This is a genomic window from Rhodococcus pseudokoreensis (assembly GCF_017068395.1).
Classification (GTDB): Bacteria; Actinomycetota; Actinomycetes; order Mycobacteriales; family Mycobacteriaceae; genus Rhodococcus_F; species Rhodococcus_F pseudokoreensis.
The window spans coordinates 1,620,528-1,637,563 of sequence record NZ_CP070619.1; the positions used below are offsets into that span (position 1 = coordinate 1,620,528).

General features: G+C 69.0%; 12 protein-coding genes. All 12 read right to left on the reverse strand.

The genetic code is table 11. From position 1 onward, the window contains the following. Window positions 1-4 precede the first annotated feature (4 nt). The 12 genes from JWS13_RS12905 to JWS13_RS12960 all read right to left on the reverse strand — a co-directional run bounded on the left by JWS13_RS12905 (window position 5) and on the right by JWS13_RS12960 (window position 17,012). A complete protein-coding gene (locus JWS13_RS12905; RefSeq protein WP_206005864.1) occupies window positions 5-832 on the reverse strand; it encodes a glycosyltransferase family 2 protein in 828 nt (275 codons plus the stop codon). Window positions 833-1,136: 304 nt separating this feature from the next. Continuing rightward, window positions 1,137-2,003, reverse strand: a complete 867-nt coding sequence (locus tag JWS13_RS12910) for a nucleoside triphosphate pyrophosphohydrolase (RefSeq protein WP_206005865.1) — start codon at window positions 2,001-2,003, stop codon at window positions 1,137-1,139. 4 nt (window positions 2,004-2,007) lie between these two features. Continuing rightward, entirely contained in the window at window positions 2,008-5,655 is a 3,648-nt protein-coding gene (mfd, locus tag JWS13_RS12915; RefSeq protein ID WP_206005866.1) for a transcription-repair coupling factor, read from the reverse strand. 119 nt (window positions 5,656-5,774) lie between these two features. Next, entirely contained in the window at window positions 5,775-8,210 is a 2,436-nt protein-coding gene (locus JWS13_RS12920; protein WP_241032171.1) for a glycosyl hydrolase 2 galactose-binding domain-containing protein, read from the reverse strand. Between the two features lie 32 nt (window positions 8,211-8,242). Next, window positions 8,243-9,208: a DUF1839 family protein gene (locus JWS13_RS12925; protein WP_206005868.1), complete on the reverse strand. Its 966-nt coding sequence runs from the start codon at window positions 9,206-9,208 to the stop codon at window positions 8,243-8,245. Beyond that, window positions 9,205-10,155 (reverse strand): amino acid--[acyl-carrier-protein] ligase, encoded by a 951-nt coding sequence (locus JWS13_RS12930; RefSeq protein ID WP_206005869.1) that lies wholly within the window; start codon window positions 10,153-10,155, stop codon window positions 9,205-9,207. The genes JWS13_RS12925 and JWS13_RS12930 overlap by 4 nt, the downstream gene beginning before the upstream one ends. Further along, on the reverse strand, window positions 10,152-11,357 hold the full coding sequence (locus JWS13_RS12935) for an acyl-CoA dehydrogenase family protein (protein WP_206005870.1): 1,206 nt from the start codon (window positions 11,355-11,357) through the stop codon (window positions 10,152-10,154). The genes JWS13_RS12930 and JWS13_RS12935 overlap by 4 nt, the downstream gene beginning before the upstream one ends. Beyond that, window positions 11,354-11,596 (reverse strand): acyl carrier protein, encoded by a 243-nt coding sequence (locus tag JWS13_RS12940; protein ID WP_124389331.1) that lies wholly within the window; start codon window positions 11,594-11,596, stop codon window positions 11,354-11,356. Before JWS13_RS12940 ends, JWS13_RS12935 begins: the two co-directional genes overlap by 4 nt. Further along, the gene (gene acpS / locus JWS13_RS12945; RefSeq protein WP_206005871.1) at window positions 11,593-12,030 is read right to left on the reverse strand and encodes a holo-ACP synthase; all 438 of its coding nucleotides are present in this window, start codon (window positions 12,028-12,030) and stop codon (window positions 11,593-11,595) included. The genes JWS13_RS12940 and acpS overlap by 4 nt, the downstream gene beginning before the upstream one ends. 226 nt (window positions 12,031-12,256) lie before the next feature. Further along, window positions 12,257-14,101 (reverse strand): putative bifunctional diguanylate cyclase/phosphodiesterase, encoded by a 1,845-nt coding sequence (locus tag JWS13_RS12950; RefSeq protein ID WP_206005872.1) that lies wholly within the window; start codon window positions 14,099-14,101, stop codon window positions 12,257-12,259. Between the two features lie 14 nt (window positions 14,102-14,115). After that, complete coding sequence (locus JWS13_RS12955) at window positions 14,116-16,239, reverse strand: Rv1355c family protein (protein WP_206005873.1); 2,124 nt, start codon at window positions 16,237-16,239, stop codon at window positions 14,116-14,118. Further along, window positions 16,236-17,012 (reverse strand): hypothetical protein, encoded by a 777-nt coding sequence (locus tag JWS13_RS12960; RefSeq protein WP_206005874.1) that lies wholly within the window; start codon window positions 17,010-17,012, stop codon window positions 16,236-16,238. Before JWS13_RS12960 ends, JWS13_RS12955 begins: the two co-directional genes overlap by 4 nt. Window positions 17,013-17,036: the final 24 nt, after the last annotated feature.

Genomic DNA, 17,036 nt, shown 5'->3' on the forward strand with positions numbered 1-17,036 from the left:
CCGCTCAGCCCTGCGGGACAGGCGCCGGGGACAGGTGCGTTGCGGTCGTGCGCTGTTCGCTCCTGATGGTGCGCAACACACGAAGTCCGTCCCGCACCGCGTTCAGGTTGCTTTCGCCGTGGATGCGATCCTGCTCGAAACTCGGCACCTCGGTGATCTTCAGGCCCGCGTTCGCGACCCGCACGTTGATGAGAGTCTCGATCTCGAACCCGTCGCCCCACTGCGCCTCGGTCGCCTCCACCGCGGGCAGTGCCATTACCTGGACGTGGTGGCGCCAGAATGCGTTGTAGCCGTAGCACAAGTCGCTGAACGCGGCCCCGAACTTGAGGTTGACGATGGCGTTCAACGCCTTGTTTCCGAGCTTCCGGCTGAAGGTGATGTCCGAGCTGCCGCCGCCGTCGGCGAAACGGGTTCCCTTCGCGAAGTCCGCGCCGGCCACGAGCGCACCGACGAACAACGGGATCTCCGCCGGGTCGGTGGAGCCGTCGGCGTCGATCATCACGACGATGTCGCTGGTCGCGACACGGAAACCGCAGGCGAGGGCGTTGCCCTTGCCCTTGCGGCTCTGCGTCACGAACTTCGCGTCCGGCCACAGGCTCCGCGCCACCGCGACCGTGTCGTCGACGGAATGGCCGTCCACGAAGACGATTTCGTCGATGTCTGCCGGCATGCGCGCGGCGACATGAGGAAGGTTCTTGGCTTCGTTCATCGCGGGCACGACGACGGTGACCGTCGGGCGGCCGGGCGCGCGGTCCACGGCACCGGTCTCGTCGATGTCGTGCGCGTCTGTCTCGTCGGAAGGTTCCAGGCGGTCAGGCGTGTACAGGCTCATGTGTCCGTCTCTCATCGTCGGGCAATCGACTCGGCCCGGAAGCATCACTATGTGTGGTCCCCTGTGGGTACCGGCCCTCGCCCGACCGGGAGCTCGGATACCCACCACGTGCAGTGCGCGAAGCCCATAAACACCCGAAGCGAAGGACTTCGCAGTACTTCGAAACGCGTGTTTTCAACCAACTGGTCTTCTATGCGCGCTTTAAACTACCTCAGGTTTGTTTTTCTCGCACTACGGACACGGGAGTGATTCATCCCTCAGTTACATTTTGGCAAACCCGAACGATAGCGCCGATCGCCCGGTATCAGGACGTCCAGTACCCGAGCCAGTCCGCGGGGGCGAGTTCGGTCTTCCCCGCCGCGCGCGCAGCATCCTCGGCCGCGCGGACACGGGCGATCAGATCGGCCGTCGCCGCCTGCAACCTCGACTCGGCGGCGACGACCGCCGCGCTGTCCGCCGTGATCTCCGCGGGCACCAGCTCGGGCGGGAGGCCTGCCTTGCTCGCGCGGGCGATGACCTTCGCGGCGAGGGATGCCGCGGGCTGGCTCATCGCGACACCGTCGAGGCAGGAGCTCCGGGCCTTCTCAGCTGCCTTCCGGACCTCCCAGGCCCGTTCCTGCTCCGCGATGTCGATCGGGCCGACGACGTCCTCACCGAGGTGGGGGCTGCGGTGCACGAGCTTGGCGACCAGTGTCGCGGCCACGTCGTCGACGTCGAAATTGCCCGACGCCGAGGCGATGCGCGAATGGAACAGGACCTGCAGCAGCAGATCTCCGAGCTCTTCGCGCAGGTCTGCGGGCTCGGCGGATTCGATCGCGTCCAGGACCTCGTACGTTTCCTCGACGAGGTAGTGCGACAACGTGCGGTGTGTCTGCGTCACTTCCCAGCCGCCGTAGCTCCACAACCGGTCCATCACCTCGGCGGCCTCGACGAGGTTGTCGCCCGGGACCTTCGGTGCCGCAATGACGCGGGACCCCGACGCGACCCATTCGCGCACGGTGGGATGGTCGGGATCGGTACTGATCAGGACGGCGGCGCCAGGTGCTGCGGACAGCAGCGTCCGCACGGCCTCCGGTACCTCGTCGGTGAACTCCACTCCGCCGCCGACCACCCCGACGGCTTCCATCGGGAACGTCGTGGGCCGCAACGGGTCGAGCAGGACCACCGTCATCGGGTCAGGCCTCCATCACCACGGACCCGGCGGCCTTGCCGTCCAGCGCGAGCACGAAGTCCGCGATGTACTGCAGCAACTCCACGTCGCGCACCCGCTCGGCTCCGATCCCGCCCGAACCTGCCCGGGGCAGCGGCAGCTGGACCATGCCGGTGGTGGCGCGGTACTGCGCACTCGGGTAGATCCGCTTGAGGCGCAGCTGCTTCGAGTCGGGCAGGGCCATCGGCGCGATCTTCAGCTGCGTCCCGACGACGGCGATTTCCTCGAGGCCGTATTCGCGCGCCAGCAGGCGCAGTTTGGCCACCGACACCAGCCGGCGGACCTCCTCGGGGAGCGGGCCGTACCGGTCGACGAGTTCGTCCACGACGGCGGTGATGCCGTCGAGTTCGGTGGCGGCCGCGAGCTTGCGGTACCCCTCGAGCCGGAGACGGTCGCTGGTGACGTAGTCCGGGGGGATGTGCGCGTCGACGGGAAGGTCGATCCGCACTTCCTTCGGGGCGTCCTCCGTGGTGATCGGTTTGCCGTCGGCCGCCGCCCGGAAGGCCTCGACCGCCTCCCCCACCAGCCGCACGTACAGGTCGAACCCGACCCCCGCCACGTGACCGGACTGTTCGGCGCCCAGCACGTTTCCGGCGCCACGGATCTCGAGGTCCTTCATCGCGACCGCCATGCCCGCGCCGAGGTCGGAGTTCTGCGAAATGGTCGCCAGGCGGTCGTAGGCCGTCTCGGTGAGCGGCTTCTCCGGCGGGTACAGGAAGTACGCGTAGCCGCGTTCACGGCTGCGCCCGACACGACCACGCAACTGGTGCAGCTGCGACAGGCCCAGCGAATCGGCACGTTCGACGATGAGCGTGTTGGCGTTGGAGATGTCGAGGCCGGTCTCGATGATGGTGGTGCACACCAGCACGTCGTAGTCCCGTTCCCAGAAGCCCTGCACGGTCCGCTCGAGCGTGTCCTCGTTCATCTGGCCGTGCGCGACGACGACACGCGCCTCGGGGACGAGTTCGCGGATCCTCTGGGCGGCCTTGTCGATCGAGCTGACCCGGTTGTGGACGTAGAACACCTGCCCGTCGCGGAGCAGCTCCCGTCGGATGGCCGCGGCGACCTGCTTGTCGGCGTACGCGCCGACATACGTGAGGATGGGGTGCCGCTCCTCCGGCGGCGTGAGAATCGTGGACATCTCACGGATGCCCGCCATGCTCATCTCGAGCGTTCGCGGGATCGGCGTCGCCGACATGGTGAGAACGTCCACGTGGGTGCGCAGCGCCTTGATGTGTTCCTTGTGCTCCACACCGAAGCGCTGTTCCTCGTCCACAACGACGAGGCCCAGGTCCTTCCACCGGATCCCGGTCTGCAGCAGCCGGTGCGTGCCGACGACGACGTCGATCTCGCCTTCGGCCATCCCGGCGACGATCTCCTTGGACTCGCCGGTATCCGTGAAACGGGACAGCCCGCGCACCTTGACCGGGAACGCCGCCATCCGCTCGGTGAACGTCTGCAGGTGCTGCTGGGCGAGAAGCGTCGTCGGCACCAGGACCGCCACCTGCTTGCCGTCCTGCACGGCCTTGAACGCGGCCCGCACCGCGATCTCCGTCTTGCCGTAGCCGACGTCGCCGATGACGACGCGGTCCATCGGCACCGCCTTCTCCATGTCGGCCTTGACCTCGCTGATGACCGTCAGCTGGTCGTGGGTCTCGGTGAACGCGAACGCGTCCTCCATCTCCTTCTGCCACGGGGTGTCCGGGCCGAACGCGTGACCGGGCGCGGCCTGCCGCGCCGCGTACAGCTGGACGAGCTCACCGGCGATCTCCCGAACCGCCTTGCGCGCCTTGCGTTTGGTGTTGGCCCAGTCGGAGCCGCCGAGCTTGCTCAGTGCGGGCAGTTCGCCGCCGACGTACCGCGACAGCTGGTCGAGCGACTCCATCGGGACGAACAGCCGGTCGCCCGGGTGGCCGCGCTTGCTGGCGGCGTACTCGATCACGAGGTATTCGCGCCGCGCGCCGCCGATGGTCCGCTCGACCATCTCGACGAAGCGTCCGATGCCGTGCTGGTCGTGCACCACCATGTCGCCGGCCGTCAGGGCCAGCGGGTCCACCTGGTTGCGGCGCTTGGCCGGCAGCCGCTTGCCGTCGCCGACCGCGGCCACCCGGTTGCCGGTGAGATCGGACTCCGTGACGACGACGAGCCCGGGGGTGGTGTCGCCGCCGGGGAAGACCAGGCCGTCGTGCAGCGAACCGCGCAGCACCCCGACCTGACCGCGGGCGGGCTCCGCACCGGGCGCGAGTTCCGCCGCGGGCACCTCGGCCTCGCGGAGACGCTCGAGCACACGATGCGCGGTACCGGCGCCTGCGACCACGATGACCGCGCGCCCGCCCGTGCTGACGTGGGCGCGCAGGCTCACGAACAGTTCGGACAGCAGTTCGTCGGAACCGCGGACCTGCGGTGCCGAGGTGACCGCCAGCTCCAGTTCCTCGCCGTTGCCGGACGCGAGCGGGCTCAGCGTCCACCACGGCAGACCGGCGGTCTCCGCGGATTCGCGGACCTGGCTGAGCGAGCGGTAGGCGGAGGCGCCGAGGTCGATGCCGTCGCCTTTCAGTACCGACGTGTCGAGGGGGGCGGCGCCGCCGATCGAGGCCGCCGTCCACGACGCCTCGAGGAACTCCTGACCGGTGCGCACCAGGTCCGTGGCGCGTGTCCGGATCTTCTCCGGATCGCACAGCAGCACGTGCGCGCTCTCGGGCAGCACGTCGGTGAGCAGTTGCAGCTGCCCCGGCCGCAGCACGGGCAGCAGTGCCTCCATGCCCTCCACCGGGATGCCTGCGGACATCTTGTCGAGCATCTCGACGAGCGCGGCGTCGGCCTGGTTGTCGACCGCGAGCTGCGCGGCCCGGTCGCGGACGTCCTCGGTGAGGAGCAGTTCGCGGCACGGCGGGGCGATCACGGCGTCGATGTCGAGTTCGGCCAGCGACCTCTGGTCGGCGACGGAGAACGCGCGCAACTCGGTGACCTCGTCGCCCCAGAACTCGACGCGTACCGGATGATCCGCGGTGGGCGAGAACAGGTCCAGGATGCCGCCGCGGACGGCGAACTCGCCGCGCTTGCCGACCATGTCGACGCGCGTGTACGCCATTTCGACGAGCCGCTGGATCAGCCCGTCGAAGTCGTGCTCCACCCCCACCCGCAGCGTGACGGGCTCGATCTCACCGAGACCGGGCGCCATGGGCTGCACCAGTGAACGGACGGTGGTGACGACGACCTGGAGCGGCGCCCCGTACGAGCGGTCGTCGGGCCGCGCGAGCCTGCGGAGCACCTCCACCCGGCGACCGACCGTGTCGGCGCTCGGCGACAGCCGTTCGTGCGGCAACGTCTCCCACGACGGGAACTGCGCCACCGCGTCGCCGATCATCTCCTGCAGTTCGGCGGTGAGGTCGTCGGCCTCGCGACCGGTCGCGGTGACCAGAAGCAGATGGGTGCGCTCGGCGAGGGCCGCGGCCACGAACGGCCGGACGGGTGCGGGCGCGACGATGTCGAGGTGATGCCGCCCGAGGGCCTCGGTCACCCGCGCGACGACGGCGTCGCCCAGCGCGATCTTCGCCAGCCCGGCGAGCGGGGTGTCGGACGAGGGCTCGGCAGCGATGAGCGGGGAAGACAACGACGCACTCCTGAGCAGTGATGACGAACTGCCGGCGAACAGCTCGGGCCGGGACGAGCGGCCAGTTGCGGACTGAGCAAGCCTAGTCGATATCGCACATCGACGAACCGGGGTCCGGATCAGGTGGTGGCCCGCACCACCGGGGCGACGCTCACCGAGTTCAGCGCCCGCACCTGCCCGGTCACCGACTCGGCCGTCCCGGTCCTGCGCACCGGCACGATCCGGGTGCCGCCGGGCGGCAGATGGAACCAGGAGTCGGCCGGTTCGAATCCGCCGAGTTCGAGGTGGACGTACTGCGCGGCGCCGTCGGTGGCGACGTCGACCACCCAGTCGCCGGGTGCCGCCTCCCGCGCTGCCGCCGTCAGGCCGACGGTGCGTTCGAGGGCGCGCGCCGGACCGCCGAAGAGGTGCACGGCCTCGGCGACGACACCGTCCTCGCCCGACAGCGTGACGGTCACGCTCTCGTAGCCGCGGACCCCGAAACGGTGGACGTGTGTGGCGTCGGTGAAACGCCCGAGCAGCGTGTCGAGCGACCACCGGCGGGCCGCGTGCGCGGCGACGGTCACCGGTTCGGTGACGTCGAACGCCCGCGTACCCGTGCGGGTGTGCACCTGGACCCGCAACTCCCCCGCGATCGCGCGGGCGGAGTCGTTGACCGCGTCGATGCGCAGTCCGTCCATTCCGTCCTCGCCGAGGAGCACCGCGACCGGCCGGGACAGCCGCCGCATCACGAACCACGGCGCCTTCGGCCTTCCGTCGGAGTCGAGCAGGCCCCACCCGGCGCCGGGTTCGAGGTCGCGGAGCGCGAGCACCAGCGCGCCGTCGCAACCCGAATCGGGCCGTCGCCAGTATCCGAGGGCCGCCGCGAAGGCCTCGCAGATGGCGGCGCGACCGAGCGCGAGGTACCGCTCGGGGTCGGTCCAGCGGACCGACGACGGCTCCTCACCGAACAGCGTCCGCACGTAGTGATCGCGGACGTCCTCGAAGTCCCAGGACGCCCCGTTGTCGCGGGGCACGGCGGCCTTCCACCGCGGGTGGTGGCCTGCGGCGGCGAGGCTGCCGAACTCGGTCTCGATCGTCGCGTCCGACGGGGGGATCGAGAACGCCAGGCATTCGGCGGCGAACCGCACCCCGGCCTGGCGGACGTCGGACGGCGGAAGCCGATAGCCGCCGACGCCGAAGTAGTGCGCGACACCCGTCCCGACGTGGGTTGCGAGTGCGTCGCCGCTCGGCGGCGGGGACGGCGACGATGAGACCGACACCACCCCCGGCGCGGTCCGCGCGACCACCGCCGGGATCACGTCGTGCACCGCCGGGATGTGCGGCGCAGGCAGTCCGAGCATCGTGGGTTGCTGTTCCGTTTCGCTGCCGCCGCTGAACACGGCGAGCGCGGGGTTGCCCGACAGAGGTCGCAGCACCGACTCGATCTCCGCGGTCAGCAGTTCCAGGAACGGCTGGTCGTCGGGCGGGTCGAACGTCGACAGCATGGCGTCCTGCCACACCAGGACGCCGAGTTCGGCACAGTCGTCCCAGAATGCGGAATCCTCGTACAGCATCGTGCCCGGCACCCGGACCATGTTAAGCCCGGCCTCGACCACCCGCTCGAGCGTCTCCCGCGTCTGCGACCGGCCGCCCAGCCCGATCGGATCGACCGGGGTCCAGACGGCCCCGCGGCAGTACACGTCGACCCCGTTGACCGCCAGCCGGAACCCGCCGTCACCGCGCGCCACGCTCACGGTGCGGAATCCGACGGCGCCCAGGTCGACGACGTGCTCGCCGAAGGTGATGCTCAGCGGATACGTCACCGGGACGCCGTGGGTGTGGGGCCACCACAACCGGACGTCGGGAATGCGCAGGTGAGCTCGCACGTCCTGCGCGCCGGTGCCGGTGTCGACGACGGTCGCCTCCGCGGCGACGTCCCCGAGCCGGACGACGGGGGGTGGGCCTGCCGAGCCGTGCACGCGCACGGCCAGATCCAGCACGCCCGCCCCGTCCTGCACGGTGGTGACCACGTGACGGTCCGACAGCACCGGCGCCGCGCGGTCGTGCAGTCGCACCGGCCGCCACGGCCCGACCGGGGCGGGCACGCCGCCGAAGACCGGAGCGCGACCGAGCAGGCTCGTCCGCATCCAGCGCAGCCCCTGCGCACTCACCAGCGACGAACGCCAGCGTCCGCGGGGCCGCCGTCGGCGCAGCGCCGCGTCGAGCGACGGGAATCGGATCGCCAGCGTGACCGTGCCGGGGCGAGAGTCCACTTCGACCGAGGCAGGCACGAACATCGACTCCGAGGACAGGACGACGTCGTCACCTACCCACACCTCCGCGTGCGTCGCGAGGCCGTCGAGCTCGAGCCGCCACGGACCGGGGCCGCCGCCGGACACTTCGGTGACGAACCACCAGTCCACCGCATCGGTCTGCACCGTGCGCGCCGCCGCGACGCCGTCGGCCGCCCGGATCGCGCCGGCCGCGGTTCCCGGAACCTGCGCGGAATACCACGGGCCCGGCACACAAGCCAACCCCGGCGGATCGGTAACCGAACCCGGTTCCGTTGCCACGCAACGCCACCGGGCGCCGTCGAGAAGATCCACTACGCGCGTCCGACCACGCGCACCACGCCGTCCACCGATCGTTCCCACGCCTCGGCCATGCCGTCGAGTTGCGCCGACGGGTCGACGCTGCGTCCGCGAGCGGCGCGCGCCATCTGGAACTGCACGCTCTTCGCGCCCTGCGCCACCTCCCGGAAGCCCGGCGCGAACGCCGCGGCCCCCGCGAACCCGTTGCGTTCGAGGTACTCGCAGACGTCGGCGGCGAGTTCCGCGGTGGCGCCACACTGCCGCAACACCCCGAACGTCCAGAGATGAAACGTGTCGATGCCCGCGCCGCGGATCCAGGGCACGTCGGCGACCACCCGGTCACCGAGAGCGCGCACCGGATTTCCGTCGGGCCGCGTCGCGAGATGATGCCGCAGCACCGCGTCGAAGCGGCCCGGTCGGTACTCCGGGTCCCCGTCGAACCGGACCTGCTCGACGTACGGCGTGAACGTCGCCGATCCGGCGAGGCCGAGTCCGAACAGCCCGCGGAAGTCGTCCCCGGCCAGCCGGTGATACCCACTGTTGTGGAAGTACTCGAGCACACCGGACTCGCGGTCGACGAAGTTCGCGACGATCGTGGTCTTGGTGTGGCTCTCGCGGTAGCCGGTGCCTGCCGTGTCCGGGAGCCAGTGCGCATCCACCTCGACGGTCGACAACATCCCGACCGCGAGATTGTCCTCCACATGGTCGAGGACACCGCGCCAGACGTTCATCTCCCCCACGTCGATCCCGTACAGGGCGAACAGATCCTCGGGCTTGAACTTCAGGAACGTCCACTGCGATCCGTCGAACCGGGCACCGAACGCGCACGCGGCGGCGGGCACCGGATCGAGCCCGAGCGAGTGCAGTACCTCCACCCACAGGTCGAGGTAGCAGTTGGTCTCGGTCCAGGTCCGTCCGTCCGAGTGGATGGGGTGCGGTTCGTAGCCGTCCGGCGAGATGTCGATCAGCCGGGACGTCACAGCGACATCCGGGATTTCACCGCGCTCGGCCAGCGCGACGGGTCCATGCCGTGGGTCCGCAGCATCGCGAGCGCGATACGTTCCATCCCGAACCCCACACACGCACTGTGCGCGACACCGCCGTCCGCGGTGGCGATGTCGAACGTGACACCGAAATGGTCCTGATGGCAGTTGCACGACACAACCGCGGTCCCGTCGTCGAGGTCGCCGTACAGGCGCACCGTCAGCTCGGTCTTGAGATTCTCGTCGCGCTGGTTCGCGGCGAGCATGCGTCCGGCCCTGCCGAAGAACGGATCGTTGGCGATCACCGGTGTCGCGTCCAGCCACAGGTCGGACAACACCTCCAGCCCGCGCTCGATCCACGAGTCACGGTGGTCCGCAGCCTGGTCCGCGGTGCCGATCCGCACGAACTCGTGCATCCGGAACGCCTGCATCCGGGCGGGATCGAACGCGGGCTCGTGCCGGAAGCAGTAGCCGTACACGTCGAGCAGCGCACCGCCGTCCGGCAGCACTCCCGTGAACATCGGGTACGCGGGGTGGCAGGCCGCCGACACCAGCATCGTGTCGGTGGGCTCGAGCCACCGGTCCCAGCTCTCCCCCTCGGCCCGCGCCGCCAGCAGTTGCGCGTGCTCGGCGTTGGTGCCGGTGAACGTGTTGACGGCACCGGTCAGATTCGGGAACGACGCTATGTAGTCGGTGCGCTCGAAACTGGTGCGCGGGAACACCGGCGGAAACCGGAATCGGGCCGCGGACGCGCCCGGGCCCGCTGCCCGCACGACCGCGTCGATGCCGTCGACGATGTCCTCGAACAACCCCGACCGTCCGTAGAGGCCGGCGACGGACGTGTCCACCAGGAGCCCGGCCCCCAGCAGTTCCGCCCGGAACGCGCGCCGGGCGCGCTCGAGTTCGCTCGTCTCTTCCTGCTCCACTGCGATGTCCGTGCTCATATCGTCCCCCGGTATGCCGTGGCCATCTGCGCCGAGTTGGCCATGATTCGATCGTTGTTGACCATGATGGCCGCACCGTGCGCGTCACGCAGGTGCCGGCCGAGCGAGTACTCCGTGTCTTCCCGGTAGCCGGCAATCCCACAGATCAGGAGGGCCCTGCCGACGAGATCGACGGCCAGGGTCGACGCCGTGACCTTGAGGTTGTTCATCGCCAGCGAATAACCGACGCCGCACGCGACTTCGGCCTCCGGCGAACCGGCCGGAGCCGCGTCGGCGTCGTCGAACCGGCGGGCCGCCGCGAACACGACATCCGCGAACTGCTGGTGCACAGCGGCAGCCTCGGCGAGGCGCAGGGCGGCGGGCGAGGCCACACCCGGCTGTTTACGCGCGCCCGCACGCACGTACCGGCGTGCCTTTTCCACCGCGGCGTCGGCGATGCCGAGCCACACCGCCGACCACACCGAGTGCGACACGGGGAGCATGGTCGCCGCCGAGATCTCCGAGTAGGGGTCTGCGACGACGAGATCCGAGGTCGTGGTGGCCCGCAGCACGAACCCGGGACTGCAGGTTCCGCGCAGCCCCAGCGTGTTCCAGTCACCGGTCCGCTCGAGCGTCACGTCGGCACGCCGGCAGATGACGAGCACCTGGTCGCTGGGCGGGCTGTCGGGGGTGCGCCGCGCAGTCGCCAGGATCGCATCGGCGTACTCGCCGTACGAGATGACCGGGGCGTTCTTGACCAGCGACACCACGCCACCGGACCGCTCCACCGCGCAGGTGCTGCGCCGGACGTCGCCGCCGATGCCCAGTTCCGTCGTCGCCGACGCCAGCAGGTACTGACCGGCGACCGCGTCGCGCAGGAAGCCGGAGACTCCGTCGCCACCCGGATGCCGTACCAGCGAGAGGATCTGGGTCTGGTGCATCGCGAAGACCATCGCGGTCGCGGCGCACTCGCGGCCCAGGGTCCGGGCGATCGTGCACAGTTCCCACAGTGTCGCGCCTTCACCACCCAGTTCCGCGGGTACGGCGCACGAGAGCAGACGCTGGTCCCGGAGAGCGTCCACGGCCTCCCGCGGAAAGCGTGCGTCACGGTCGACGTCCACGGCCCACCGGGCGGCCACCTCGGCCACACTCGCGGCCCTTGCCGACGGCCCGGAAACCGGGGCGGACCCGATCCCCGTGTCGCCCGCGAGGGCGGTGCTCATGCCACGCCGAGTTCGACGAGCGCACCCCGGATGGAGTCGACGCTCGCGAATGTGCTCTTGCGCAGCAACTCGTCGGGGAATTCGATGTCGAACGAATCCTCCAGCGCCAGCATGACGTTGACGCTCGCGTGGGACGTCAGACCGAGTTCGTAGAGATCGGCGCCGACGGCGATGCTCCCGGCGTCGACGGACAGCCGGGCATGGTCGCCGAGAACCTTGCGGATGGTGTGCTCGCTCATGGGTGGCGTTCTCCTTCGTGATCGGGGGGCGTGCCCAGCCGGGATGCGGTGACCATCGCGATCGCGACGTCGGCCTCGTGCGAGATCGAGACGTCGAACCCGCCGAGTCCCTGACGCTCGGCGAGTGCCGAAGCATTGCCGGACAGTCGCACTCCGCATCCGCCCCAGCTCTCGCGCCGGATCTCGATGGACTGCCACGGCAAGGCGACGTCGCCGGGGCGCAACACCTTGACCACGGCCTCCTTGGCCGCGAATCGGGCGGCCAGCCGTTGGACCCGCGCAGGTCCTGCGCAGGTTTCCAATTCGTGGGGTGTGAAGATTCTGCTCAGATAGCGGTCGCCGAACCGCTCGACGCTGCTTCGCACGTGCCCGACCGTCATCACGTCGCACCCGATGCGAGACTCGGGAATCGACGAGACCGAACCACCAGACATCGATCCCCCTGCTCCAGTCTTCGACAGTCCCACGTTCCGTGCGGAAAGCCACTCTCAGCGACTCTCCAGCAAACCCTTCGAGAAGTTACCGTACTTTGCCAATTAAAGACAAGAGGTTCTTCAGTGTGGGCATAAACATACCCCGAGTCTGTAACGCTGTCTTCTCGACGCACTGAAGCAGCAAATCCACGTACGAACGACTACTGGGGTGCCGGGCCGCGACGACCTACAGCCCGACCTCGATAGCTCCGGCCGCCAGCAACTTGCCGATCTTCTCCGCCGAGACGGGACGGCTGAACAGAAATCCCTGCGCCCGATGACATCCCATGTCCAGAAGTTGCCGGGCCGACTCCACGTTCTCGACCCCCTCCGCCACCAACTCCAGGCCGAACGACTCCGCGAGGCCGATGATCGACTTCACAATCGCCCGGTCCTCGGGATTGGTATCCAAGTTCATCACGAACCCCTTGTCGATCTTCAATGTCCCCACCGGCAGTGCCTTGAGGTGACTGAGAGAGCTGTATCCGGTGCCGAAGTCGTCGATCGCGACCTCCACGTCCATCGCGTGCAGTCCCTCGAGCGCTTCACGCGTCCACGTGAGGTCACTGAGCACTGCGTTCTCCGTAATCTCCAGGCACAGTGCGCCCTTGCGAAGGTCGAACTCCGTCAACGCGTTCGCGACGACGTCGAGAAAGTCCAGACCGGCCAGCTGGCCGGGTGAGACATTGACGCTGAGATCCAGATCCAGCTCGGGCGCCTGCGACCGCCAGTCGGCCCACTGCCCGCAGGCCTTCCGGATGACCCAGCGCCCGAGTTCGCCCGCGACGTTCGTCGCCTCCGCGACGTCGATGAACGAGCCGGGCTGCAGCAGCCCGAGCAACGGATGATTCCACCGCACCAGTGCCTCCACCCCGACGATCCGGCCGGTCCGCAGGTCGACCTCGGGCTGGTACTCGAGAAACAGCGACTCGTCCGCGATGGCCGCACGCAGACTGAGCTCGATCATGTTGCGCTTCTCGCTCTCCTCCTGCATCTCGTCGGTGAAAACGCTGATAGCGTTTCCGCCCTTGGTCTTCGCAACCATGACGGCCTGGTCGGCCTGACTGAGGAGCGAACTCGTGGTGGCCTTGCCCGGACGCCCCGCGGCGACGCCGATGCTGACACTGCGGCTGACCACCTCACGGCCGAGACGCACCCGTTCCGTCACGACGTCGCGGATGTGCTGCGCCCGCCTCTCCGCCTCCTCGAGACCCACCGATCCTCCGAGCACGAGAACGAACTCGTCGCCGCCCAGCCTCGAGACGAGATCGTCGGCCTGGCTGGTCGATCTGAGCCGGTCCGCAATGGTCGAGATGAACCCGTCGCCCGCCCCGTGACCGAAGAAGTCGTTGAGGGGTTTCAAGCGGTCGAGGTCCAGGAACAGAATGGCAACCGGCCCGGGCTCGGTCGACGCCAGGCGGGTATCCAGGTGGTGGTAGAGGGCGCGCCGGTTGCTGAGTCCGGTGAGGGAATCGTGATCGGCCGAGTAGCGCAACTGCTCCTCTACGACGATGCGGGCCTGAACCTGGGCGAGCAGGGCGGCAATCGCCTTCAGGACGTCGAGCTCCGGCGGCGTCCAGTCGCGGTCGCCGAACTTGATGAATCCGAGCGTGCCCGTCGTCGTCTCACCGGACAGCAGCGGAACGGCGGCGAGTGACACCTGCGGCACCCCCGACGCCTCGCGGACCCGTTCGTTGTAATCCGGACCGGACACCTCCGGCCGGAAGATCGCGACTTCCTTCTGGTGCTCGATCTGGGCGAATGTCGGATCGGCATCCTTGAAGTAGACGACGCCCAGTGGGTCGGGGTCGGGGATGAAGGGCCGAAGGGGGTATTCCGCGACCAGGACCGTCGCCGCGATCTCATGGTCGGTGAACCGGAGAAAGCTGGTGTCGACCTCGAAGTGTTCGACGAGATCCTGCAGCACGCGGGTGGCCACGGCCTTGAACGAGACCGCGTCGACAGGCGTGAGCCGGGACGCCACGGTTGTCACCAGGGTGTCGAGCTTTTCGGTTTGCTTCTCGGTGTTCACGGGCCCTCCTGTCGTTACGATATCCGCCTTCGCACCCGGTCGGCGCGGCGCTCGCTCCGAACCGACGGGCCCGGCGCATGACTGAGCCGTAACACCATGGCGAGCGCCTCACCTGCCTTCGCTCCGACGACGTCGAACAATTCTTCCCGCAGCCTCTCCAATGGTGCCGCATACCGCGGTGAGAGTTGTTCGAGTTCGGCACTTTCCACACCGTAGAGAAACACCGGCGAAATCGGCTGGACGGCGAGGCCGAGCGCCTGCGCGTGGATCCACACGCTTTCGGTCGCCTCACCGCCGCGCACATAGTCCCGAGCGGTGCTGCCCGGAATCGCGACGACCGCGACAGCCGAGCTCGAGGCGATGCGGTCCGCGGTGGACTTGCCCAGCGCCCGGCCCGCATCCTGTGCGCCGAGTCGTTCCATGACCTCGGGTCTGCGCAGCAGCGCGAGCGTCGACAGTTCCGCCGAGTCGAGTTCCAGCGCGCGCACGTCGATGCCGGTGTCGACCGAATCCCGGGGTGGCCACCGCAACTCGCCGATCATCTCGCGGTGCAGGGTGGGCGTGAGAAAACGGATGCGGTCCGACTCCGCCAGGATGGCGCCGACCGCCGCGATGTCGTCTCGGTCGGTAACCAGGCAGAGTCGGGCGCCTTCGCGAGCCGCGGCCTCCGCGAGAAGGCCGGCCTGCGCGTCGTCCAACGGCCGGGGGACGCCCAGCCTGCGGTTGGTGGTCCGGTCGAGCATCTGCTGGTAGCGGTCGCTGAGTTCCCGGTCGTTCCCGCTGCCGAACGTCATCGTGGCGACGGGAAGCCCTGGATCGCCGTCGTGGACCGTCACGGCGCCGAGAAGCCCGGCGGCGGACGCGGCGATCCGGGCGTTGTGCAGCGCAGCGCCGACCGCGACACAACTGCCGCGGTACCCGACGTCCATGGCCGTCGTGTGCTCCGGAGCCAGGGTGATGGTCAGTCCCGCGTCGTCCGCCGCGATCGTCCACGGCTGGACGTTGCCACCGGAAGGCGCGCGGGCCGCGGCATCGGCGACGGCGTCGACAGCGTCCTGCGGCGGGGCCGCGGCCCGGTTCACAGGTTGCTCCGGCAGGTGTTGCGGCAGCGGTGGATCGGCGAGGGCATCGAGATGCTCGTCGAGATCCATCCGGAAACGACCCGACGCGAGCGGCTGCCCGAGCCCGATGCGCCGCACCGCCGCCGCGACCTCCGCCCCACCGAGCAGCACCTCGCCCCCGAGCTGGGGCCACGTGGAGATGGTTTCGTCGACCTCGACCAATGACGCCGCCATCGTCGCCGACAACTGTCCGGCGTCGAGAATCTGCAATACGAGCGGAATCTTGTCCCGCGAGCCGAGACCCGCCAGCGATTCCACGTCGACGTCACCGATCACGCCGTGGAAAGCGGGTCGACCGGGTTCGACGTCGAAACGCTCGACGTCCAGCAGACCCCGGTCGCTGGTCGCCATCAGCACCGGCAATCCCCTGCGCCGGGCCTCCCGCCGCAGGGACACCTTGACGTCGAGGGAGTCGCATTCGTCGATCACCACGTCCGTGCCGTCCAGGAATTCGGCGACCGAGTCGACGTCGACACCGTCCTTCCATAACGTCACAGTGACGTAGGGATCGATCTCGGCGACACGGCGGGCGGCGACCACGGCCTTGTTCACGCCGAGGTCCAGAACGGTGCCGGGAACCCGGTTCAGGTTGGACAGGTCGAGGGTGTCGAAGTCCGCAAGCCGCAGGCCACCGCACGCACCTTCCAGCGTGAGAGCCAACGCGACGGCGTGACCGACGCTGAGACCGACGATCCCGACGGTGACGTCCCTGAGGCGTTCCTGCTCCTGCGCGGTGATCTTGTTCCGATTCCGGTCCAGCCGCAACAGCCGGAACGACGTGGGCCCGAGCAGACGCACCGCGGTCCGTCGCCACGAGTAGTACGCCCACACCGGAGCCTCGTCCAGTACATCTGGGCCCGGCGTGGGAACGAGGGAACGCAGAGCGTCCCGCTGATGGTCGAGTCGATCGACGAAGACTACCGCGGGGTCGCGGCGGAGGCGGTCGAGTACCGCCGCGTCCCCGGAGTGGCCCTCATCGAGCAGCATCGCGGTGTACTCACCGTGGGCTTCATTCACGAGACGCTCCGCATCGGCCGGACGACGTCTCCTCCCGTCCCCGTCGCGGTGGCTGCCGACGGTGTCGGTCGGGACGCCGTGAGTAACAGTTGGGCCAGTTGCATGGCTTCGGCGCGGCCCCTGCGCATACTCCGATCCCACCACATCAGCCGCGTCTCGTACCGGTCATCCGGATAGGGCACGGGAGCAATATGGTCGGCCACCACCCCACCGGTGGTTCGCCACGTGTCCAGGACGTGGGATGCGGCGGTCGCGAGCATGAACTGGACGTCGAGCAGATCCATCGAGAAGGTGGCGAAGCGGCCCAGTGCGCCGACGAGTTCACCGCGCCGGGCGGCGGTGCCCGACACCCATGCGCCCTTCGCTTCCACGACACCGAACGGCAGCCGGTCCTCGATCATCCGGCGGACGGCGGGCGCTCCGGGATCGTCTGCCCATTCCGTGATCGCATGTGCCTGACCAGCAGAAAGGTACGGTCCCTGCACGCGAACACCGGCTGCGACGGAGCCGTTCGACTCGATCGCGACGAAGAAGATCGCGGTGCTGTCACCGTCCTGAATCCGGCGGTACTCGAGCGCCTTCTCGGCGCCGTACTTGCGATAGCCCGCTACCGCCCCCTCGAGATATGCTTCCCACAGCTCAGGCTCCTCGGAGGGCCTGGCCACGACGAAGCGACACTCCGACCGTGGATCCCACACGCTCAGAGTTCGGTCGAGTAGGGTATCTGTCGACTGCGTGTCGACCTGCGGACGCGACAGCTGTTCAACTGGCATTGGCTTTCCCATCGGAGTCGGTGC

Excerpts from the sequence above, each read along its gene's own strand:
- JWS13_RS12960 (WP_206005874.1), bottom strand. The coding sequence starts at position 17,012 with ATGCCAGTTGAACAGCTGTCGCGTCCGCAGGTCGACACGCAGTCGACA.
- JWS13_RS12905 (WP_206005864.1), bottom strand. The coding sequence starts at position 832 with ATGAGCCTGTACACGCCTGACCGCCTGGAACCTTCCGACGAGACAGAC.
- JWS13_RS12940 (WP_124389331.1), bottom strand. The coding sequence starts at position 11,596 with ATGAGCGAGCACACCATCCGCAAGGTTCTCGGCGACCATGCCCGGCTG.
- JWS13_RS12935 (WP_206005870.1), bottom strand. The coding sequence starts at position 11,357 with ATGAGCACCGCCCTCGCGGGCGACACGGGGATCGGGTCCGCCCCGGTT.
- acpS (WP_206005871.1), bottom strand. The coding sequence starts at position 12,030 with ATGTCTGGTGGTTCGGTCTCGTCGATTCCCGAGTCTCGCATCGGGTGC.
- JWS13_RS12930 (WP_206005869.1), bottom strand. The coding sequence starts at position 10,155 with ATGAGCACGGACATCGCAGTGGAGCAGGAAGAGACGAGCGAACTCGAG.
- JWS13_RS12910 (WP_206005865.1), bottom strand. The coding sequence starts at position 2,003 with ATGACGGTGGTCCTGCTCGACCCGTTGCGGCCCACGACGTTCCCGATG.